The organism is Azoarcus taiwanensis (assembly GCF_012910885.1).
GTDB classification, from domain to species: Bacteria; Pseudomonadota; Gammaproteobacteria; order Burkholderiales; family Rhodocyclaceae; genus Azoarcus_F; species Azoarcus_F taiwanensis.
Window position 1 is genome coordinate 1 of the sequence record NZ_WTVM01000069.1, and the last position, 21,600, is coordinate 21,600.

Below are 21,600 nucleotides of genomic sequence, written 5' to 3' on the forward strand. Positions count from 1 at the left end.
ACCATCGGTTACGGACTGCCGGACTTCGCAGAGGAACTCAACTACGGAGTCGATCTATCAACCATCTGAGGGTGGTATCAGATTGATGGGGTGAAGGTGCCCCATCAACCATTAAATCCGTATACCCTAATTTTCGTCGCCATGACGGATGCGATATAGAACAGCAACAGCAACAGGCTCACCACCGAACCCATGCCCGGGAGGGCGCGCAACAATGCGCTGACGACCTTGCGCATCGATGGCAACACCGAAATCAGTCGCAGTGCGCGCAGGATGCGCAGGGAGCGCAGTACCGCGAGTCCCTCATCGACCGGCGCGACGGTGATCGCCACGATGGTGAAATCGAAGACGTTCCATCCGCTGCGAAAGAAGCTCGCCCGATAGACCACCAACTTCAAAACGATCTCCACGACGAAGATTGCGAGGGCGATCTGATCTAGGGCGAGGAGCAACGACCCGGCATGTGCCATGGCAGTGGGCCAGGTTTCCAGGCCCAGCGTGATGGCGTTGACCACGATCACGGCGATGATGAAGTTCTGGAATGCTCGCGATTCCACAAAATGCTGAAGTTTGATGATCATGATTTCGATCCGATGAGCGCAGGAAATGCCTGCCGGACGCCGCGATAAGGATGGATCACGCTGACATTGGCGATCGCGGGCTCAAGTTTTCGGATCCATAGCCATGAAGTCATTTCACGCTCCAAACAAACAAAAAGGGTCTGATCCCGATGGGCACAGACCCTTGATGCTGTTTGCGAGCACGGACCTTGCCTAGCGGCAAGGTCTCGCTTGCAACGGTAATTTCCGTCGCTTCGGGCACCGGGCGGCGATCTGATGATCGGTCTGCCGTGATGACGATACCCGAACGGATGAAGCTACTCCCCTTGATGCTGGGAAGTCTATGAGATGCTGAAACAAAGTCAAGTGAAGCGAAAATTAATGCTTGAATGAACCCGTCCGTTCTGGAGATACCGGTAGCGCGCGCCAACGAACGGCGACCTGCGGTTGCACAAGTAGCCGACGAAGGTTTACGGCTGAGGCCATATTGTTGGTATCAACAATCAGGTCGGCTTCAATGTGGCCCCGACACTGAGTATGCCTTTGTCACCGGGCAACAAGAAGTCTGGTCCTGACGTTCAGTCGGGAAAGCCAAGTGACGACTGATGGCGGGGTGCTGAAATAGGATTCCCGAAGGCCCATGGCCGCAAACGCTGCATTGCTGCCGGTGGGGCGCAAAACCCGAACGACGGCTGAGGGTTGTTGGCGGTGCTTGGGAGCGGTCATCCAATTTGCTTAGATGCAAGCTTGATCAGGTGACCGCTTCGGCCGATGACTTGACGAACGCGGAGATGCGGCCGACAGCTACCCGAGTGAAGCTGCTAACCAAGTGACCAGTTCGTGGCGACCAAGACCGGCGGCAGTGGCCGCTACGGCCCGTAAACCAACGAAGGGAACGAATGTCGGTCGCGCTCGTGAGGAGACTGCTGCAAACCGGTTACGCGGTGACGTCCGACCTCAGGTCACCTGGAACGTCTATGCCTCGTCGCTGCGATCAACCATGTCCAGCTTGAATTGCCAGCCCTCGAACGCCATCAACATGCGGCCGAACTCATCCCAGGAGATTTCCCGGCCATCAATCACGAGGAGCGGCGTGTGCTGCACGACGGAATCGTCCCAATCGATCCGGCCTAGCCCGCATTTCTCACACGTAGTAGGTGCATCGCGGTCCGAAACATGAGAAAGTTGTTTTACGAGAACGACTTAACTCACATTTGGAGAGGCCCGCGATGCAGACACAGTGTACCGCAGAGATCAGGGACGGGGGGCGTGTTGGCGCGCGCAAAGTGGCGGTTGATTTTGGCGGTGGGCACATCAGTTCGGATGCCGGTGCGCTGTTGCTGCGCGACGTTGACCGCACCCTCAGACTGACCGAACGGGTGGCCAACTGCTTTGAGGATGGGCGCAATCGCGAACTGATCGAGCACTCGGTCCAGACCCTGGTGATGCAGCGCATTGTGGCGATTGCGCTGGGCTACGAGGACCTGAACGATCACGATCAGCTGCGCCGCGATCCGGTGCTGGCGACCTTGGTGGGCAAGCTCACGGCACGACGTAAGAACTGCGAGCCGCTGGCCGGCAAGTCGACCTTGAATCGGCTTGAACACGCCCCTGACACCAAGGATGGTTCGCGCTACCACAAGATCGCGCATGACCCGGTGGCCTTCGAGTCGCTCTTCGTCGATTGTTTCATCGAGGCGCACGAGCACGCCCCGGGCGAGATCATTCTGGACCTGGACGCAACGGATGATCCCCTGCATGGCAAGCAGGAAGGCCGCTTCTTTCATGGCTACTATGGGAGCTACTGCTACCTTCCGCTGTATATTTTCTGCGGCCGGCACCTGCTCGCGGCCAAGCTGCGCCCGGCCAATATGGATGCGTCGGCCGGCAGTGTCGAAGAGATTGAGCGCATCGTCACCCACCTCCGCCGCCACTGGCCCGAAGTGCGCATCGTATTGCGTGCTGACTCAGGTTTCGCGCGCGATGCGCTGATGAGTTGGTGCGAGGCGCACCAGGTCGATTTCATCTTGGGCCTGGCCAAGAACGACCGGCTCAAGGCCGAGATTGAAGGCGATATGAGTGAGGCGAAAGCCGAATGTGAGCGCACCGGGGAAGCTGCGCGGCGATTTCGCGACTTCACGTACCGCACGCTCAAGAGTTGGTCGTGTCTGCGGCGTGTCGTTGGCAAGGCCGAGCAGTTGCCGGGCAAGGCCAATCCGCGCTTCGTCGTGACCAGTCTGAGCGCCCAACGCTGGCCTGCGCGGGCGCTCTACGAGCCGTTGTACTGCGCCCGTGGCGAGATGGAGAACCGCATCAAGGAGTGCCAGTTGCACCTGTTCGCCGACCGGACCTCGACGGCCACGATGCGGGCGAACCAGTTGCGGCTGTGGTTCGCCTCCTTCGCCTACGTGATGCTCGAGGCGCTGCGCCGCATCGGACTCGCAGGCACCGAACTGGCTGATGCTACTTGCGAGAGCCTGCGTTTGAAACTGCTCAAGATCGGCGCGCTGGTAAAGATCAGCGTACGCCGTATCCATATCAGTATGGCCAGCAGCCACCCGTTTCAAACCGCTTGGCGATTGGCCCAGGCCAGACTCGCTCCGGGCTGATCCCCCGCGACGTTCAGACTGACCTCAGGATCGCGACCAACCGCCCGCGAGGCCGATCTGTGTCTGCAACTGCGCAAAAAAAACCGTCACGCACGTATGGCGACCATCAACCCGGAAAATAGGGCATCAATTCGGCTGCACGACTCATCGTGGCCGTGACCTCAAGTTCTGATCGATCACGCCGGCAAGAAAAAGCCCTGGATCCGAACCCGATTGGGCGGCTGTGAGAAATGCGGGCTAGTACCGTCTGCGCGGCAATCTCGAATTCAGGTCCTTCGCCGGTAAGGTGCTTTACCGAGAGCATACGACGGAGTTTCTCTACCAGTCGTCCGAGTAGCCCGAGCAGATCGTCCTCGCGATCGCCGACCAACTCGCACTGATAACCTGACGGGTGTCCATCGCGTAGTTCAAACGCATCCAGCGCCACAATGTTTCCCAGAAGACGCGTGCGGAAATGGAACTGGTGTGTTTCACCGGCGCAATCCACGAGCCCGATCGGCTCGAATCGGAAGTCCTCGAAACCTTCCAGGCCGTTCAGCCGGGCGACCTCGGCATTGAAGCATCGACTGCAAAGCTGCCGGTGGCCGCGGTCCATGCTGCCATAGGTGATGATGTCGTGGCTGGGGGTGCGTTCGCCGCAGCCCTCACACCGGATCGTCTGTACGTCCATCACCTGGCCTGCCCTCGGCGGGTTTTCCCTTTCGACCCCGGAAGGGCCACGAATGCAATGCAGTTCACCACATCCCAGATCGCCAGCATGACGTATTTGTCCGATTCTTCAGGCGCGATGCTTGCCAGCCACTTCGAGGTTTCTCCTGTCACGTAGGCGAGTAAATTCTTCTCTGGGTGCTCTGCAATGTACTGGTCCATCGAGCGCTTTCGCAGATGTTCGTCGAGGTCATCGGCGAATCGACTGATGGCGATGAAACGCTTGGACTGTCGCTCCAGGTCGTCTTCAGTGATGACCGGCCAGGTCAGCCCCGACGCCTTCATCGCCAGAAAGCAGACAAACAGGATCTCAACTGCGAAATCCACCTTTGGCAGCGCAACGCCAAGCCGCGGCAAGACGAGAACGGCGCCGAGCAGGTTCGGTTGCGTGCGGAACACCTCATCGGCGAGTTGCTCTTTCTGTGACCGGTCCATTGCCTGTGCAGCGATGATCGCGCGCACCATGGCGTCGTGCGGGACTCGGCTCATTCGGGCGAATCCGCTTGTTCCGCGGGGACAAAGGGGATCAAGCCTTTCTCATAAGCGAGGTGCTGCAGTTCAAGCGGGGCGGTGCGAATGTCCATCATCAGACCATTCACCTCAAGGATCCACACCATCGGATTGTCCTTGAGTCGGCTGGGCAAGGTCCATTCTTGTGAAAACGGCCCCATTTTCAATACATCCCGAATCATCTTGGACTTGTTCTGGCCGGTGCTCTCGGCAATGCCGAAGAACGTGTAGATGAGCTTCGGCTTACAGTGCGGATCCTGTGATGGGTCATCAAGGAAATTCACCCTGCCGACCGCATGCACGGCCGCCGCCGCCCAGACGCTGTCCTTGCCGCTCGATAGCGGTGAGGGGCGTTTTCGGGCAAGTGCGCCAACAACGCGGTGGATCATCCGGCGATATTCCTCGTTGAGGTGCTGCGCGCAGAACGCGTCGGTCAGGGTGGTGATGGCAGCAAATTTCTCTGCCATCGTCTTGGGGATTCGCTCGGACGTGGTCATGGGCGCGGCAAGAAGGGAAGACGCAACATTGTCACAGATTGGCCGGCCGACACCAACGGGGTGGATAGGCGATCAGCTTCTGGCACCCATCGGGCCGGCGCCCGCCGCGCTCGGCCAGCAAGTACACGCGCTGGTCCTTGACCAGGATGACGCGACACTGGTTGGCCACCGTTTCGCTGAGCACGGACCGCAGGTCGGTCCCATTGAATCGAATAGACATGGATGTGATCTCCGGGAAAAGGAATAAAGGGCTTCCCGCCGCGAGGACGGGAAGCCGCGCTGGGGTCAGTGCCGGGCAGGCGAGCGGCCGGAACGGCTCTGCACGTGGATGCGTCGCCAGCTTCCGTCGTCGATCAGCCGTTCCAGCGTTTCGCCGAGGGCGTCGAAGAACACCTTGTCGACCCGTTCGACCAGCCCACCGTCGCGGCGCAGCTCCACCACGTACAGGTCGGCTGCGCGGTCATACAGCACGGTGACCTGGCCCTGGAACTTCGTCGTGGAAACGTTGAAACCGATCGACGGCGGCGTGCGGATGATGTCGTCGGGGGCGGGATCGACCCAGGTGAAGTCCCGGGCACCGGCGTCCACGAGCATGTGGGTGATGCGCCGAAAGCCGTCGGGTGCGGCTAACTGCTCCATCTGCTGGATCAGGTCCTGCAGCTCGGGGCAACGGGGCTCCGGAACCGGCAGTTTCGCAGGGGCAAAGCCGAGCACGAATGTCTGCACCGTGTAGGGTTGGCCGTCGGCGGTCAGCTCGGCCCGTTCCTCGGGCGTGTCCGCACGTTGTCCATCGAAGCGGCGCCTGGCATAGGGCTCGACCTGCACCTTGGTTCCCTCGTCGGGCACCTCGGTCACGAGCGCCCGGTCGAGCACCGCGAACGCAGCCCGGCCCGTCTTGACGACGATGACCTCGTCGTTCCTGGCGATGACCTTACCCTCGAAGGGCTTGGGATCGATGTGAAAGCCCAGCGTCGACACCTTGGGCTGGCCGTCGAAGATGTTGAACTTGAAGCTGCGGATGTTGGAAGGCACATGACCGCGGACCAGCATCGGCATTTGCGCGCGGATGGATTGGGTATCCATGGGAGACTCCTTGTGGCAACCAAGGGACTCCCGCCCGCAAGGGAGGCATGTCCCTTGAGGGTTGAGGTGGATGGACGCGGCATGCGCCCGGAGAATGAAGCGACCAGCACGGCGAACCGCACCGCAGTCTCGAAGGTCTCGACTGCCTCGGCATGCTGCCGGCAACGCCAGCGAACATGCGGGCAGCGTGTGGCAAGCGCTTGGGCCAGTCGCGGGGGAATCGGAAACACACCGCCACCATGTTCCAGAAAGGGAACGAGCCCCGCTTGGGGGCTCTAAGGGGGCTGCTCGTCGTCGTACAGAGGCAGTCCGTCCAGCACCGGTGCATCGACATCGAACACCAGCATGCGCACGTCGGCGGCCGCTGCCAGGTGCAGCGCCTCGACCAGGGACTCTGGCATGGCCTTCCTCCGGTGCGCTTGCCGCAACTGCTCGGCGGTGACGCCTTCGACGAGTTGCAGGTTCGCATCCGTCCAGGGCGTGGCGATCAACTTCACGCCGATCGCCGGGCTGTATGGGATGCGAAAGGCAACGAACAGAAAGTCGCTCGGCGTGGCGATATCCGCCAGTTCGGCGAGAAAGCGGCCGGCCTGGGCGCTGAGGTGTGCGCTGCTGATCTCCCAGCACCGGCTGTAGAAGCCGGTCTCGAAGCTCAGTCGCCGCACCACCTCCCGTGCGGCTTCCTCCGAGTAGGCGTCGCCGACGTGCGCGGGCCGGCCGAGGTCATCGCCGTTCACGGCGTAGACCACGGTGCGGACCACGCCCTCGGTCTGGCACTGGGCCTCCAGGTCTGCGGCAACGTCCTGGCCTTCGGTGACCAAGGCGAAGTCGTTGTTGAAGAGGCAGGGGAAGAGCGCGACCTGGTCGTCTGGCAGATGCGCCTGGCTGGGATGCAGCGGGCGCCAGATCGGCGGGCAGTCGTCCTCGTAGGTGATGCACAAGGTTCGGTCGATGCTCAGGTTCTGATAGCCGCGGAGGAAGGGATTTGAGTTTGGGGACATGGGATTTCTCCGTCATTGGATGGACGGGGCCAGTCCCCTGCCGGGGATGGAACCCCGGTGGGTAGATGAGAGAACTTGAAGCCAAGAGGGACATGGCCCGGAATAGAGGCGCATGTCCCTCACAGGTGAGGAGAAGCGGGTAGAGAACAAGCGATCAGGATCACCAGCCGCTGTAGTTCAGCACCAGATCGGCGATGACCTTGCGGCGCTCCAGATCGAGACCGCCCAGATCGGAAAGCCCCTCGAAGCCGCAACGCCTGAGCATCGCGCCGCCCTCGCGGGCGTTGTAGAAGCTCACCATGGCGGACAGGAACATGCGCTGGCCGCCGCTGAGGACATTCAGGGCGTCGTTGAGCAACGGCACCCTGGGCCGCAGATCCCACTTGTTGGTCGCACCCTGCAGGCCTTCGGGCGTGCCGTCGCCGAACCATTCGGGGCCGGCGATTTCGGCACCGCGCTTCCATGCCTTGAAGAACCCTTCGGGAGCCTGGGAGAAATGCAGTTCTTCCAGTGCGATCAAGTCGAGCACGTCTTGGGGCAAAGACTGGGTCATGAGAAGTCTCCTGGCGAGAAAGGGGTTCAGGGGTGTCGATGCAAATGCAAGGGACATAGGGCTCTCCTGATTGAAGGACCGGGAGCCCCACACCCAAGCGGGAGCGGATATCTCCGGAAGGGTTGAACACGAACGGCATCGGCGTCATGAAGACGCTCGTCCGCGGTGGGCGATGCGAAGCGGACTGGGTCGATCCGCGCGGCGAACCGCGTTGCAGCCTTGAGGACCGAAGCTGCCAGGGCATGGTGCCGACGACGGTCAGCAGCGCATGGCCGCAGGATGGATCCGGCAGATCAGTGGCGTCTTCGAGGAATGCGCATTGCACACGGGCCGCTTTGAGGCTGCGCGACACCGATCAGGATCAAACAAAGACCAACAGGCCGAAGGCCCTTGAGCCTTCAGCCGGGGAAGAGATAACCACCCGTGGGCTGTGGCAGTCCCGGCCGTCGTCAAAGCCGCTGGCTGCATCAGCAATCGCACCCGGCCCGTGTCGTGGTTGGGGCCGGCAACCTCTGGCACACATCCGCGCACAAAGGGAGCCCGTTGTTCCGCCGGCGGGCACCGGCACCGAATACCGTCGACCCGAGGGGTCTCCCGACGACTCGCACGACGGTGCAAGCCACCGGGAGACCCCTCGCGATGGACGCAAAGGACACCGATCAGCGGAATGGCGACAAGTGCGATTCTTGGAAGGAAACGACCTTCTCGTCCCGCTGGCCGTGACCGGCCAGGCGGGACGCGCACACCGTTGCAGAAGGAGACGCGCGCTGGGGATTCCCGCAGTTGAGCGGGATGGATGCCGTGCCGTGATGGCGCGGCAGCAGGGCTCGAGGACGTCAGGACGCCCGGGGTTGAGCGCGTCGCTTGCGCAGTGTCGCACGCTTGCTCGTTGAGGATTCGACAGGCTGCGTGCCCTTGCAGTCGGGATAGCGACTGCACGACCAGAAGGCGCCGCTCTTTCCCGTGCGCTGGCGCATCGGTGCGCCGCACTGCTGGCAGGCCTGCGAGGGCGGCAGCTTGATGGAGAGCGCCGCACCGCGGTACTGCTGCACGAGCTGGGCAACCCAGGCCGACTGCTTCGCGACGAAGGCGTCCAGCGTCATCCGGCCGGCCTCGATCATGTCCAGCGCCTGTTCCCATATGGCGGTCGTGCCGGGATCGGCGATGGCGGCAGGCACCGCGTCGATGAGCGTGAAGGCCGCCTCGGAGGCGCCCACTGTGCGCCCCTTCTTCAACAGGTAGCCGCGATCGAGCAGGCCCTTGATGATGCTGGCGCGCGTCGCCTCGGTGCCGATGCCCGTCGTGTCCTTGAGCTTCTGCTTCAGCCGCGGGTCGGTGACGAGCCGGGCGACGCCCTTCATCGCCTTCACCAACTCGCCCTGCGTGTAGGGTTTGGGGGGCAGGGTCTTCAGCGCCTTCAGATCGACATTGCCGACCAGGCAGGACAAGCCGGCTCGCAGCGCCGGCAGAACCTGGCTGCGCTGGGCGTCATCGCCATCAGCGTCGCTCTCCTCCGGCGCTGCCAGCACCTGGCGCCAGCCCGGGACGATGACCTGCTTGCCGACAGCCTGCAGCTCCTGGTCGCCGCACGACAGCAGTGCCGTGCTGCGGTCGAACTCGTGATGTGGCAGGAACTGCGCCAGATAGTGCGCGCGGATCAGTCGGTAGACAGCCAGCTCCTTGTCATTCATGGCAGACAGGCTGGCCGGTTCCAGCGTCGGGATGATGCCGTGGTGGGCTGTGATCTTGCCGTCGTTCCAGGCGCGCGAGCGCTGACTGCGATCCAGGCGATCGATCAAGGGGCGCAGGCGGGGATCGGTCTTGACCAAACTGTCGAGGACGGTCGGCACCTCGGCCAGCATGCTCTCGGGCAGATAGCCCGAGTCGGAGCGGGGATAGGTTGTCGCCTTGTGCGTCTCGTACAGGGCCTGGGCGATGTCCAGCGTTTCCTGCACTTCCAGGCCCAACTGCCTGGAACACACCTCCTGCAGCGTACCCAGGTCGAACGGCAGCGGCGGACCTTCGCGCACCCGTTCCGTCTCAACCGACACCACCTTTGCGCTGCCCGCGGCGCGCATGCGCTCGGCGGCCTGCTGCGCCACCGGCTGCTGAAGGCAACGGCCCACCTCATCGGTACACGCTTGCGGTGGCATCCAGCTCGCCGTGAAGAACTGCCCCGCCTGGGACAGTACCACCTCGACGGCCCAGAACGGTACGGCGACAAAATGCGCGATCTCGCGGTCGCGATCCACCACCGGCTTCAGCGTCGGCGTCTGCACCCGGCCCACCGACAACACGCCGGTGTAGCCCGCCTGTCGTCCCAACAGCGTGAACAGCCGGCTCAGATTCATGCCGATCAGCCAGTCGGCACGCGAGCGGGCCAGTGCCGAGTGGTAGAGCGGCAGCGTCTCGGCCGACGGCTTCAGCGCGCCCAGCGCCTTGCGGATCGACGCATCGTTCAGCGCCGACAGCCACAGGCGCTGGATCGGGCCGCGGTAGCCGCACAGGTCGATGATCTCGCGGGCGATCATCTCGCCTTCGCGGTCGGCATCGGTGGCGATCACCAGCTCGCTGGCCTGGCCGACGAGCTGCTTGACGATCTTGAACTGCGCGGCGGTCGCGGCCTTGGGCACGACGCGCCAGCGCTCGGGGATGATGGGCAGTTGCTCAATGGACCAGCGCTTGTACTGCTCGTCGTAGCCCTCGGGCGGAACCGCTTCGACCAGATGACCGATGCACCAGGTCACGACGATACCCGCGCCGCTGTAGCAGCCGGAACCACGCTGGCCGGCACCCAGCACGCGGGCGATGTCCTTGCCCTGGGACGGCTTCTCGCACAGGAAAAGGCGCATGAAGCCTCCTTGGAAATGTGCGGTTCATCGGATGGGCGTCAGCTTGGCGGGGCCAGGAGATGCCGGCAGCAAGGAAGTCGATTGATGCAGACACCGCTTTGTGATCGGCAGGCGGTTCGTTGCCGCAGCGGTGTGCATAGATCGTAGGAGCTGGCACAGCAAGAGCGTCGTTTCGGGAGGGCGGCTGGAACTCCGTGGACGACCTTGGATCTATCCCCTTGGGATAGCTCGCTGGTGCATCGCGGGCGTATGACGGTTGCTACAGTCGCCCTCGGGGGAACGGCGATGGGCGAATTACTGTCCGCCGGCCGGCTTGGTGCTGAGCGCCACCGAATCGATGCGGTACGGCAGGATGCCCACGCGCCGCGCCTCGACCTTGAACGTCACGCGCTCGTTCTCGTCGGCGTCCTCCCATTCGTCGCGCACGGTGCGGCCCTCGACCAGCACCCGCATGCCTTTCTGGTATAGCGTCTTCCAGTGCTCGGCGTCGCGGTGCCACAGCTCCACGGGCGCCCAGAAGCCGCCGCGATCTTCGTACTCGCCGTCCTTCTTCGGGATCGGGTTGTCGAAGTAGACGTTCAGGCGAAGCAGCCGGCGTGGCTCGTCGTTGCCGTTCGGAAATTCGCGGTAGTCCGGCGCAGAACCGATGTTGCCCTCGCCGACGAAGTGCGTGCTCATGGAGACTCCTTGGTGGTGGGTGGAACGGATGCGGTATGCCCGTGGACGCGCCGCAGGTAAGCCGCTTCGGCCTGCGCGGCCTTGTTGGCGCATTCCAGGGCTTGGCGGGCGATGCTGTGGGTCAGGCTGATCTGCATGTTCAGCACGATGCGCTGCAGTTCGATCGCGTACAGATCGTCGATCAGCGAGGCCGGCGTCGCGGGGTTGGCCAGCAGGGCCTCCCACAACGCCACGCCCATGGAGGAACGGTCGAGGTTGCGCCAGCGCAGGAAGGTCGTCCCTGCGCCAGTGGCCTGCTGGGCCAGTTGCACGTCGAGCAGACTGAATGGATAGGCGCGCGCCTGGGGCAGCACGCGCCGCTGCGCCAGGCCAATCACGTCGTCGCGCAGCGCTGCGCACTGGCTGGCCCAGGTCTCCAGACTCCCCTTACCCTTAAAAGGCTGTAAAAGGCCTTTTAGGTAGCCTGCGTGTTCCAGCCGCTGGAAGTCCGCCTGTTCCAGCGCCACGAAGCGCGTGGAGTGGCTGATAGGGGGCGATGCTGTCATGCGCCAGCACCCTCATCGCCCGCGGCACCATCGGCTGCGCCACCCGTGGGAGCCTGCGCATCGGGCACGATGGCAGGCGCAGCAGGCGGCGTGCCGGGCTTGTTCGACCGCCGCGCGATGGGTGGCGCGAAGCGCGAGCGGCGCGTGCCTTCCAGCACGTCCTGCGGCAACTCGCCGAACTTCTCCAGCGCCGCTCGCGCCGCCGCGTTCTTCGCCGCGAAGTCGTCGCGCGTCGTGCCCGAGTAGCGGTACTGCTGGGCCAGCGAGAACAGGCTGCGCAGCGCGTGCGCACCATCATTGAGCCAGCGCTCCAAGGTGCTGCGGTCGATCAGCGCCGTGTGGTGCGCCAGGATGAGCTTGCGTGCCAGGTCGTCGTAGTCGGCCAGCAGATACACCGCCATGAAACCGAGCTGGGCGTTCACGAACAGCGGCAGCTTCACCGGCTGCACGTTCATGTTCTCGCCCAGGGACAGCGCCGCTGGCACGTCGGCCAAGGCCTGATCCACCTGTTCGCGCAGGGTCTGCAGACGGGTCTTGGTGTCGGCGAGCTTGTCCTCGATCCGCAACATCCACGAGTCCGAGTACGGGTCGTCCTGCTCGGCGCCGCGCTTCATCTTGTTCATGGCGCCGATGAAGCCGTTGAGACCGATGATGCCGGGGCGCCCCTCGGTCGGCGCACGGCCGTGCCAGATGCGCGAAGCGTGGTGCGTGTGCAGCGTCAGCGACATCGCGCTGCGCAGCGATCCGAGATTCAGTTGCAGGGGTTCTGTGCGTTCGTTGGCCATGAGAGCGACTCGCGGTGAAGGGGCGAGTCGCCAGTATCGGCATCGGCCGGAAGGCTGTCAGTCAACAAACCGCAGCCCATGCGCGCCCGGTTTGTTCTGCGCGGAAGGCTGTGTGTGCCGGCTATCCCCTGGGGATAGCTCGGCGGAGTCGTTCGCGACTCGCGCGGAGGTGAGACCGCGTCGCGGGGCTATGCCTCGCGAGGTCTGTACCAGGCGGCCCGTTGCCCCTCCACCTCACGGTAGCGAAGCTCGAACATGCGGCACTCGTGCACCACCTGCCGCCAACTGCTGCAGCCGTAATTGGCTGGAAGCTGCTCGGGATGCCGGTCCGCGATCCAGCGGCCAGCGGCGGCGATCGGTGTCCAGCCCTCGACGGCCAACTGCGCGGCGGCCTCGCGTAGCGCACGAACGATGCCGGCGGCCGGCCAGTCCACCGTGCCGTCCGGCGCGATGCCATTGACCACCAGGTCGTGGAACACATCCGAGTGGACGAATTCCGCTGCCAGGCGCCGCGCCTGATCCATGTGCTCGGCCCAGCCGCGCAACTGCTCGAAGTGCTGATCGATGCGCGTGTAGGCGGAACCGAGTTCGTCCTGTGCAGCGCGGCACCCGTCCACGGTCCATAGATCGTGCTGGTCGATGAAGTGGTGCACCAGTGTGTTGCGCAGCGATACCAGGTCTTTGAGGTCGGCCTGGGTCTTGGCGTAGTCCTGCGCAGACAGGCTCAATTGCACGCGCGTGCGAAAGGAGATCACGTCGCCGGGAAGATCGTCGTCGCGTTCCTCGCCGCCATTTCCATCGGTGACGACATACGAACCAAACAGTTGTCCGATCAACGTGCCCAGGGTCTTGGTCGCGGCATCTTCAATCCGCGCTGCGCGAATGGCCTCCAGCGAATGCGCCGGGCCTGAAATCTCGTGGTGGGCCACGATGGCTTTCATGAGGCGCTCGTATTGTTGAAGGCGCAACAGGCATCTGCCCAGCAAGCGCTGAACGTCTGGCTGTAGTGGTTGCAGTGCGTTTGTGACGGGGAAAGTCGTCATATCCATCGTTGGCCGGGCTCGTGCGTGGCTGTCCTCGTTTGATTCACAGGCGACAGTTTCGCCTGTCGTTCGGCGGGCAGCAATCGAGCACGGCGGAAGGGTGTTTGTTCCAGCTATCCCCTGGGGATAGTCAACATCAGCGATCACGCAAGGCTTCTCGGAGCTGAGCCAGGTAGGCACGTGCCACCTCGGGATCAGCCGCACGGGATGCTGGCGGTGACGAGGGCGCAGGTGACGGGGGCGCTGGCGGCGTCGATGCACTTTCTCCGGCCCAGGCCTTGAACTCCCCGCGGATCGCCTTCTGGATGATGCCAAACAGGTAGCCGGCCGGGTTGCGTACCGCGCTGTTGTGGCAGCGTGCCGCCCACTCGTCGAGAACGGCCTGCCTCTGCGCCTCGTCCACCTGCTGCAGCGCCACCAGCGCGCCGGCCTGCTGCTCGTCCTTCAAGCGCAGGAAACGCTCGGGCAGCCGCAGGTTCTGCAAGGCCCTCGCGCGCGGTACTGTACGTACTTCATTTATACGATCATTACGTACTGTACGGTCCTCCTTCGGAATCCAAAGAGAGCCGTCCGGCGCGGGTTTCGGTCCTGCTTCGGATTCCGAAGACGGGCGCGCAGCATTCCGAAGAAGGGCTTCCTGGCCTTCTTCGGATTCGTGGTCCGCACCCTCCTGTGGATAACCTGGCGTCGTCCAGCCATGCCGCGCCATGCGCTGCGCCAGCACTTGCAGACGGGTCGGCAGCGTGCGCCCGCTGAGCAGCGGGTCTTCGGCGATCTCCCGCAGCGTGTTCATGCCCACGACCTGCACCGCCTTCGCCGCGTGCGTGAGCGCCTGGCTCACCAGGCCCAGGTAGTCCGGGTCGAGCTGCATCGCCTCGAAGGGTGACAGCGGTTCGTCGTGCAGCACGTAGAGGTTGCCTTGGATACGGCCGGTCTTGGGATCGCGCCGCCGCCGCACCAGGCTGAGCCAGCGCGTCAGCCGCAGCAGCGTCAAGGCGCGCGCCACGGTCTCGTGCGAGGCTTGCGCCGCACAGGGCATGGACGCCAGATATGGGCGGAGCTGGTCGTAGGTGGGAAAGGCGGTCACGCCGTCGTCGTTGAGCTGCAGGCGGAACACCTGCCAGGCATTGCGCTCCAGCGGCGTCAGGCGCCGGTCGAAGAACAACGCGCGCGGCACGCTCTCGTGCCGGTTGCCGCTGTAGAGAAAGCCGTCCTGGCTCGGCGCCGTGCCCTGCGCCGGTTCCTTCGGCTCAAGGTGCCGCAGCGCCTCGTCGAACAACGCCGACAGCGCAACCGGGCCATCACGCCGTGGAGCGTCGCCCGTCGTCATGACCTACACCAGCCCCTGGTCGACCCAGTTCCGTATCGCCGACCAGATCACCGACATGGGCAGGGTCATGGCCTCGGCCAGGTCCATGGTCAGCGCCAGCATCGCCATGTCGTCGTTCAGTGCGATGTGCCGCTCCGTGATGCCGGCCTTCCAGCGTTCCCACAGGGCCACGTCCTGCGCCTCGTCGAGCACCGGATGCCGACCCTTACGCTTGGGCAGCCCGAGGATGTCGCGGCGCAGCGCCACTTCCTGATGCGTGAGGCCGTAGAACTTGCTGACCATCTCCGTGCTCGCCCCCAGGCGCAGCATGCGGTCCACCGTGGCGATCTCCCGCTCCACGTCGTGCACCTGGCTCAGCAGCCGCTTCAACACTTCCCGGTTCACCGACACCGAACACCACGACACCGTGGCATTCACCAGCATGCTCACGAGTTCTGGGTGCTTCAGCGCATCCAGCTCCTCCTCACCGAAGCCCATGGCCTTGCAGCGGCGCAACTGGCCGTTGCGCAGGTCATGCAGGGCCTGGGCGATCACGGCCTGGTTGAGCGGGTGCGGTGCCGACATACGGGAGCCTCCTGCGCTCAGGAATCCTGGCTCGCTACGCCGGCTTCCAGATCCAGCAGCCGACGCGCCAGGCGCAGCAGACGGAACAGCTTTACCAGCCCGGCATCGCTCAGGCGCGTGACCAAGCCGCCGTGACCATGCAGCAGCGGCCCAAGGTCATCGGCCAGCCGCGCGCTGTCCAGCCCGGTCGCGGGTGCCGGCGCGGTGCTCAGCGCGTGCAGCAGGGTCAGCATCGCACGCGCGAACGCCGGGAGCGCCTTCGCCTGGCCCACGGCCGGCGTCACGCAGACGAAGCCGATGCCGCCATCGCTGGCTTCGATGTGGTCGCCCACCGCCGCTTCCCCCGCGATCTCGCGAGCGAACTGCGAGATATGCACGCGCAGGCGATCCGGCACGTCCAGGCCCGGCTCGATGTACCAGACATCCGAGATGGGAAAGAGCCCGCCAACCTGCACCGGGATCGCACGCAGCGCATCTGCCTCGAAGTCGGGTAGCTTGTCGCCGAGCTGATCCGCGACCATCCGCTGGATGGACTGCAGGCGCTCGGTGGTTGGGGCCGGCGTCACGATGTGCCCCTGCAGGCGCTCGTCGCGCTGCCCGTCCCGGGCGTTTGGTGCAGCGGCAGGTGGTGCCGAGGGTGTCTCTGCCGGTGGCGCGACGGGCGAGGTGTCCCGTGGCGTTGGCGCCGCGGGCGACAGTTGCGGCGTGATGGCTGGCGCCGCAGGTGCGACAGGCGTTGCCGGGTTCGGCGCGGCCGGCTCGCTGGTCAATACTCGCTGACGGCTTTCGCTGTCATCGACCTCCAATGCCAGCGTGTCGTAGTCCGCTTCCAGCAGCTCGGCCATCTGACCCACCAGTTCGTCCTGCACGCGCTGGGGCGAGAAGCCCTCCGGCTGCGTGTCGAACTGCGACAGCACATCCTGAAACAGCGAAGCGAAGTCCACGGTCAGCGGCCGGCCCAGCGCACGCCGCTCCCAGGTGCGCTCGCACGCCTTGCGCAGCACTGCGAGCCGGTCCACCTGATGCCGGCCCAATCCGCCGTACAACAGCGTCGGGATCGCCGGCAGCAGATAGCGCACCGCATCGTTCATGCGGCTGATGTGTGACTGCGGCACCGGATAGCCGTCGGCCGTCAGTCGCCGCGCGAGTTCGCTTTGCGACAGCGCCTGGCCGCTTTCCTGCTCGTAGAACTCGCGCGCCTTCTCGATGCCCAAGGCCCGCTCGATGAAGGTCAGGCCGCCGCGCAGCTCGTTCTCGGCCAGATGCCCGGTCAGCGCCACGATTTCGCCGCGCGCCGGCCACGGGCGGAACAGGCACGCAATGCGGAAGAAGCGTTCCTCCTTGGTCTCGCTCCACAACTCGCGCAGGATCGCCAGCCGCGTGTTGCCGCCGTTGCGAATAATGTAGTGCGCCTCGCCCGGCCTGCGCGTGATCGCGGGGGGCGCGTCCAGCCCACGTTCGCGGATGGACGCCTTGATGTCCTCGTAGGCCGGGTTGCGCGTCACGCGCGGGTCGTGGTCGTAGGGGCGCAACTGGTCCAGCGTCACCACCATCGGCGTGTCGGCGATGGGGTCGCTCAGGGCCGCGACCGAAGGGCCGTTGCGCTCGAAGCCCGAGGCCAGCAGATTGGCGGCCATGTCCTGCGGCGTCAGGTCAGCCACGGCCATTCTCCTGAGATGCTGCAACACCCTGGGCCGCCTGTCGGTCGGCGCGGCGAAGCTGCGCACGGGCGTTGCGCTCGGCGCGGTGGTCGCTCGCCGTCGAGCTGGTGTAGATCGGCGCGCAGCCTTGCTTCGTGAACAGCAGGTGCCCGCCGCGGGTGCGCACCACCTTCCAACCTTCTCCCAGGGCGAACTCGATCAGCCCTCGCAGCCGCTTGTGGCCGCGGGCCAGGTCATGTGCGCTGGCCATGGCCGGCCCCTCCCGCGTCGCCTCGGCCGGTGACGAGCGCAAAGCGCTCCTGCCACGCCGGGAACAGCTCGCCGGCCAGCGCGCGCATGGTCTCCAATGCGGCAGGTGCCGTGCGGCCCGTCGGCTGGCGGTATTCCACCCGATGCACCGGCAGTCCGCGCGTCGCGGCGCGCGGATAGGCTTCAATCGCCGGCACGTCGGTGTCCAGCACGCGCACGCCAGGCTGGTCCTGGAATACCTGACGCAGCGCCTGCTGGATCAGCCGCGCATTCGACGACACCGGATGCACGCGGTTGATGAGCAGGTGCAGCGGCGGCGGCTCGATGCCGAGGTGGCGGTACGGCGCGATGTCCTCGATGAGTTGCAGCGTGCCGCGCCGCAGCTCGCGCGCCGCGAGGATTTCCGGCGTCACCGGCGAAAGCGCCAAGTTCGAGGCCAGCACCGCCATCTCCAGCAGCACGCTGCGCGCGCCCTGGGTGTCGATCAGCAGCAGGTCGTAGTGCGGCGCCAGCGTGGGCAGCAGGTGGCGCAGCCGCAATCTGCCATCGGGCGCGTGCAGCAGCAGCGTGTTCAGCTCGCCGCGGTCGTCGTTCGAGAGCACCAGGTCAAGCCGCTCGATCGCGGTGCGCGACACCAGTTGCTCGGCGCGCTGCTCGTTGTAGGCCAGCATCTCGTAGATCCCGGCCGGCGCGCGCTCGGCCAGCGTGAAGTAGCTCGACAGCGTGGGCTGCACGTCCAGGTCCAGCAGCAGCACGCGCAGCCCGGTGTCGGCTGCGAAGCCGCCCAGGTTGGCCGCCGTCGTGGTCTTGCCGACGCCGCCCTTGGTCGAAATGATGGACACCACCTGCATGGGCCTCTCCCGGTTGAATGGCATGTACCGAGGAAAAGCGTCAGGCGCGCTCATCGAGGCGATCGGCGATCCATTGCTCGACCTCCGCCGAGTCCCAGCCCACGGCGCGCACGCCCAAGCGCAGCGCCTTGGGGAACTTGCCTTCTTTCATCAGGCTGTAGATGTGCGCGCGCTTGAAGCCGGTTTTGGCCTCGACTTCGGCGCGACGCAGGATGCGGTGCTCGGCCGGCACTGCCGGCGCGGTGGTCTGCGAAGACATGAGAGACACTCCTTGACGCTCACTGGCGCTGTTCGGAAAGTGCCTCGTATTCAATACACCGCGGTCGCCGAAATCACTGCAATTGCAGAAGCAGCGACTGCAATTGCAGTGCGCCGCATCGGCATCATGCTGGCCGCGTCGTCAGCACGACGCCTCCAGGTGGCGCCGCGCCTGCGCGAGCTTGCTCCACAGCGTCCGCTCGCTGAGACCCGGCCGCCCCTCATGGTGTGCGATCAGCGCGCTGACCACGGCATCCATGCTGCGGAACGACGAATAGGCCGCGCCTGACGGCGAATTGCCCAGCAGCAGCGTCAGCAGTCCGCCGATGATGTTGAGGTAAGTCGTCTCGCTGCGCAGGCCAGGCTCGCGCGCCTGTTCGTCGTTGGCCGCGCGCGTGGCATGTTCCTTCGCCAGTGCTTCGTGCGCGGTGCGCAGCGTTTCATGCACCAGGGCAAGTTCGGCAAGTTGCGACTTCGCTGCTTCGCGATCGGCCAGCAGAATGTTGAGCGTGTCCACGCTCACCGCCGGATGCACCGCGCGTTCGATGCCGTCAAACAAAAACCCCGGCCGATCGCCGGGGTAGAACTGCGACATCCACGCTTTCAAGTCCACGTGGCGCACGGTCAACTCGGGGTCGTCGAGCGCCGGCCGCTGCGAGTCCAGCACGATGCCGGCCTTGCCACCGGGCAATTCGCCATGCGTCAGCGCGTCGAAGATGCGCTCGGCATACAGGCGCAGCAGCGGCCAGCGCGGGAATTCGCCGGGCTCCGGCATGGCACGCTGCTCCAGCGCTTCCAGAATACGCTGCTCGAAGCGCAGGAGACCGCACCAGCGGACGGCCGCCTCGATCGGTCGGTAGTACGTCTTTGCGCCAAAGGCGTGGCTGCTCGATTTCGGCATATCGCGCTCTTCCCATCGTCGGATCGACACATGGCAAGCGCGCGCGGCCCACATGGGCGCAGCGATTGCCCAAAGAACCCGATGAAGCGCGAGCCGGTCGGCATCGTGGTGGACGTTGGGTGCGGCGATGTCGCCGAGCGTTACGCAGGGGGCAAACCTCCTTGCGGTGCCCGCTACACCTCAACCATAATGCACCTGCGAAAAATCTTGTTACCGGCGCAACGGTCTGAAAAGCCGCGCATCCAAGTTCGATCAGGAAGGGATGCCGCGCTTTACCGGAAAACCAGGGCAAAGTTTTCGTAGGAATACGGGCGGGGTAAAGCGCCAATGCGACTTCCGGCTGAGCCGGTTTGCATCCAGCAAGGGCTCATGCGTTCTGCGTCACTGCTGTGACCTCGACAGCTTGAAGGTGCCTTGCTTGATGCCGGGTGGATAGGCCCGATTCGCCATCCATGCCCGTGACGCAAAAGGTCGGCCGCCGATGCAATGCGGGTCAAGGTCCAGACCGAAAGGGAATCGTACCGTCCAAAATCCCCGCGTCACATCGGGCGTTGATCGGTGCCTTGCGGGCGTCCGACACGCTCCACGCGGTCGATGAACTGCCGCAGCGGCTCCATGATTTCGCCTTCGGGTCGCAGTAGATAGGTCGTCAGCGAAGCGGTCTCGTCGGCCAGCGGCCGCACGACGACATCGGCCTGATGGCAACCCGCCAGATGCGCCGCGCTCGAAAAGCCCACGCCGTAGCCGGCGGCCACGAGGGCCAGCATCAGGGAATGGGTCTTGACGTACTCGGCTACCGTCGGCTGCGCATCCACCGTGCGGAGCAGCCGTTCGCGCTGCCGGCTGCAACCTTCGCAGACCTGGGGATCGCACAGCACCAGCGGATAGCTCGCCACTTCCTCCAGCGGCACTTCCTTGAAAGCCAGCAGCGGATGCCTGGCGGGCAAAGCCACCACCAGCGGGTCTCGCCACACCGGCATGGCGACGATGCCGGCGTCCATTTCACCAGCCAATGCAAAACCTGCGTCATACAAGTCGTTGCGCAGTCCAGTCACCAACTGCGCCAGTGGCGTTTCAAATATCCGAATGCCGACCTGTGGTGCCTCCTCGCGGCAAAGCGCAAGCAACGCCGACAAGCGGGCCTGCCCCATGTCACCAGATAGTGCGATGCGCAGCGTGTTCCGCTGGTTCGCTGCGGCGCGTGCCTTGGTCTGCGCTTGCTCGAAGGCCAGCAGTACGCGCCGGGCTTCTTCGAGGAAGACCTGTCCCGCCGGTGTGAGACGAACACTGCGTGGCAAGCGGTTGAGCAGCGGCACCCCTAAATCCGCCTCCATCTGGCGGATCGTGCGCGACAGTGGAGACTGTTCGATGTGCAGCCGTCGAGCAGCCCGGCCGAAGTGCAGTTCCTCGGCTACGGCGATGAAGCAGCGAAGATGGCGTAAGTTCATGCTTTCTCCCTACCGATGTGATCAGTCCATATCATCGTAGGGAGCCGAATAGTGCGGAGGATTCACCTCTGTATCGAGATGAGAGCCATCCTGGGGGGTGATGCTCGGATGCTTTTCGCCCATGTCAGCGCCTACGGCGAAGCTCTCGTTCGAGATCGCCCAGCTGCGACGCCTGAAGTTCGGCAAGAAGAGCGAGCAGCTCGATGCCGAACAACGCGCGCTGTTCGACGAGGCTCTGGACGCCGACCTTGCCGCGGCTGAGGCGCAGCTCTAGGAACTGCTGGGCAAGAAGAAGCCGCCGGCTACGCCTGGCGCGATGCCTAAGCGCACCGCCTTGCCGGCGGACCTGCCGCGCGTGGACTGCCACCACGAGCCCGAGAACACCCGCTGCGCGTGCGGCTGTGCGCTCAAGCGCATCAGCGAGAAGCTGGACTACACGCCGGGCGTGTTCACGGTCGAGTGCCACATCCGCGGCAAGTGGACCTGCGCATAGGTGCCGAACGCTGACCCAGGCGCCGGTCCCGGCGGAGATCATCGCCAAGGGCATCCCCACCTCCGGGCTGCTCGCGTAGGTGCTGGTCGCAAAGGACTCCGACCATCTGCCGCTTACATGGTCGTCCCTAGGCAAGCAGGAATAAGCTGCGTGAGTGAATCGGGAGGTTTGCGTAGCTGATGGCTGGCCAGCAGCGTCTGCGCCGGCGGCTTCACCGGCACGAAGCGCATGTGCGGGCGGGTTGCCGCCTCGCAGATCGCTGCGGCATCGGCCGCACCGTTCTTGCGTCCCTTGTGTCAGCGGTAATCCAATAATCCCCACCTGTGGTAATCGAATTTTCCCCACCCATCGACTTGAAGGAGTCAGAGATGGAAAGGGAATCAGTGGTGTTCGATGTGGAAGCTGTCCTGGACCCGAGGGT

Annotated in this window: 22 protein-coding genes and 3 pseudogenes; 2 read left to right on the forward strand and 23 right to left on the reverse strand. The window is 64.5% G+C overall.

Annotated elements, in window-relative coordinates; genetic code table 11:
• Positions 1-104: 104 nt before the first annotated feature.
• Positions 105-581, reverse strand: coding sequence for an ion transporter (locus tag GPA21_RS12035; protein ID WP_211163561.1), 477 nt, complete (start codon positions 579-581; stop codon positions 105-107).
• A gap of 954 nt (positions 582-1,535) precedes the next feature.
• Positions 1,536-1,712 (reverse strand): annotated as a pseudogene (locus tag GPA21_RS21185) (DUF7713 domain-containing protein); the annotation flags it as partial.
• A 77-nt stretch (positions 1,713-1,789) separates the two neighbouring features.
• Between GPA21_RS21185 and GPA21_RS12040 the strand changes: the two are divergent.
• A complete protein-coding gene (locus GPA21_RS12040) occupies positions 1,790-3,169 on the forward strand; it encodes an IS1380 family transposase (protein WP_168988407.1) in 1,380 nt (459 codons plus the stop codon).
• A 106-nt stretch (positions 3,170-3,275) separates the two neighbouring features.
• Here GPA21_RS12040 and GPA21_RS12045 read toward each other — a convergent pair whose 3' ends face one another.
• The 20 genes from GPA21_RS12045 to GPA21_RS12140 all read right to left on the reverse strand — a co-directional run bounded on the left by GPA21_RS12045 (position 3,276) and on the right by GPA21_RS12140 (position 20,686).
• On the reverse strand, positions 3,276-3,839 hold the full coding sequence (locus GPA21_RS12045; RefSeq protein WP_339379895.1) for a DUF7686 domain-containing protein: 564 nt from the start codon (positions 3,837-3,839) through the stop codon (positions 3,276-3,278).
• On the reverse strand, positions 3,839-4,342 hold the full coding sequence (locus GPA21_RS12050; protein ID WP_246261929.1) for a hypothetical protein: 504 nt from the start codon (positions 4,340-4,342) through the stop codon (positions 3,839-3,841). The genes GPA21_RS12045 and GPA21_RS12050 overlap by 1 nt, the downstream gene beginning before the upstream one ends.
• 20 nt (positions 4,343-4,362) lie before the next feature.
• Positions 4,363-4,884, reverse strand: a complete 522-nt coding sequence (locus GPA21_RS12055) for a DUF6398 domain-containing protein (protein ID WP_168988410.1) — start codon at positions 4,882-4,884, stop codon at positions 4,363-4,365.
• A 31-nt stretch (positions 4,885-4,915) separates the two neighbouring features.
• The gene (locus GPA21_RS12060; protein WP_168988411.1) at positions 4,916-5,104 is read right to left on the reverse strand and encodes a DUF3085 domain-containing protein; all 189 of its coding nucleotides are present in this window, start codon (positions 5,102-5,104) and stop codon (positions 4,916-4,918) included.
• Positions 5,105-5,169: 65 nt separating this feature from the next.
• Positions 5,170-5,967 carry a GTPase gene (locus tag GPA21_RS12065; protein WP_168988412.1) on the reverse strand — a complete coding sequence of 266 codons (798 nt, stop codon included), beginning with the start codon at positions 5,965-5,967 and terminating at the stop codon, positions 5,170-5,172.
• A 275-nt stretch (positions 5,968-6,242) separates the two neighbouring features.
• Positions 6,243-6,968, reverse strand: coding sequence for a DUF5983 family protein (locus tag GPA21_RS12070; RefSeq protein ID WP_168988413.1), 726 nt, complete (start codon positions 6,966-6,968; stop codon positions 6,243-6,245).
• Between the two features lie 160 nt (positions 6,969-7,128).
• Positions 7,129-7,521, reverse strand: a complete 393-nt coding sequence (locus tag GPA21_RS12075; RefSeq protein WP_168988414.1) for a hypothetical protein — start codon at positions 7,519-7,521, stop codon at positions 7,129-7,131.
• Positions 7,522-8,357: 836 nt separating this feature from the next.
• Complete coding sequence (locus GPA21_RS12080; protein ID WP_168988415.1) at positions 8,358-10,373, reverse strand: DNA topoisomerase III; 2,016 nt, start codon at positions 10,371-10,373, stop codon at positions 8,358-8,360.
• Positions 10,374-10,667: 294 nt separating this feature from the next.
• Complete coding sequence (locus tag GPA21_RS12085) at positions 10,668-11,051, reverse strand: single-stranded DNA-binding protein (protein WP_023083180.1); 384 nt, start codon at positions 11,049-11,051, stop codon at positions 10,668-10,670.
• Complete coding sequence (locus tag GPA21_RS12090) at positions 11,048-11,596, reverse strand: DUF3158 family protein (protein WP_019486762.1); 549 nt, start codon at positions 11,594-11,596, stop codon at positions 11,048-11,050. The genes GPA21_RS12085 and GPA21_RS12090 overlap by 4 nt, the downstream gene beginning before the upstream one ends.
• Positions 11,593-12,381, reverse strand: a complete 789-nt coding sequence (locus GPA21_RS12095) for a PFL_4669 family integrating conjugative element protein (RefSeq protein ID WP_019484524.1) — start codon at positions 12,379-12,381, stop codon at positions 11,593-11,595. The genes GPA21_RS12090 and GPA21_RS12095 overlap by 4 nt, the downstream gene beginning before the upstream one ends.
• Positions 12,382-12,569: 188 nt before the next feature.
• The gene (locus tag GPA21_RS12100; RefSeq protein WP_019484523.1) at positions 12,570-13,322 is read right to left on the reverse strand and encodes an OST-HTH/LOTUS domain-containing protein; all 753 of its coding nucleotides are present in this window, start codon (positions 13,320-13,322) and stop codon (positions 12,570-12,572) included.
• A 238-nt stretch (positions 13,323-13,560) separates the two neighbouring features.
• Positions 13,561-14,754: an STY4528 family pathogenicity island replication protein gene (locus GPA21_RS12105; protein ID WP_023121162.1), complete on the reverse strand. Its 1,194-nt coding sequence runs from the start codon at positions 14,752-14,754 to the stop codon at positions 13,561-13,563.
• 3 nt (positions 14,755-14,757) lie between these two features.
• A complete protein-coding gene (locus GPA21_RS12110) occupies positions 14,758-15,318 on the reverse strand; it encodes a DUF2857 domain-containing protein (protein ID WP_010792177.1) in 561 nt (186 codons plus the stop codon).
• 17 nt (positions 15,319-15,335) lie between these two features.
• Positions 15,336-16,979, reverse strand: a complete 1,644-nt coding sequence (locus GPA21_RS12115; RefSeq protein ID WP_168988416.1) for a ParB family protein — start codon at positions 16,977-16,979, stop codon at positions 15,336-15,338.
• On the reverse strand, positions 16,972-17,229 hold the full coding sequence (locus tag GPA21_RS12120; RefSeq protein WP_003454921.1) for a hypothetical protein: 258 nt from the start codon (positions 17,227-17,229) through the stop codon (positions 16,972-16,974). Before GPA21_RS12120 ends, GPA21_RS12115 begins: the two co-directional genes overlap by 8 nt.
• Positions 17,213-18,079 (reverse strand): ParA family protein, encoded by an 867-nt coding sequence (locus GPA21_RS12125; RefSeq protein WP_031755007.1) that lies wholly within the window; start codon positions 18,077-18,079, stop codon positions 17,213-17,215. The genes GPA21_RS12120 and GPA21_RS12125 overlap by 17 nt, the downstream gene beginning before the upstream one ends.
• A 40-nt stretch (positions 18,080-18,119) precedes the next feature.
• Entirely contained in the window at positions 18,120-18,338 is a 219-nt protein-coding gene (locus GPA21_RS12130; protein WP_003454927.1) for an AlpA family transcriptional regulator, read from the reverse strand.
• Between the two features lie 141 nt (positions 18,339-18,479).
• A complete protein-coding gene (locus tag GPA21_RS12135) occupies positions 18,480-19,238 on the reverse strand; it encodes a hypothetical protein (protein WP_023657735.1) in 759 nt (252 codons plus the stop codon).
• A 539-nt stretch (positions 19,239-19,777) separates the two neighbouring features.
• Entirely contained in the window at positions 19,778-20,686 is a 909-nt protein-coding gene (locus GPA21_RS12140) for a LysR family transcriptional regulator (RefSeq protein ID WP_012761385.1), read from the reverse strand.
• 139 nt (positions 20,687-20,825) lie between these two features.
• On the opposite strand from GPA21_RS12140, the pseudogene GPA21_RS20950 reads away from it, so the two are divergent.
• A pseudogene (locus GPA21_RS20950) lies at positions 20,826-21,255 on the forward strand (transposase domain-containing protein); the annotation flags it as partial.
• Positions 21,256-21,346: 91 nt separating this feature from the next.
• Here GPA21_RS20950 and GPA21_RS21355 read toward each other — a convergent pair.
• Positions 21,347-21,472, reverse strand: a pseudogene (locus tag GPA21_RS21355) (IS110 family transposase); the annotation flags it as partial.
• Positions 21,473-21,600 lie beyond the last annotated feature (128 nt).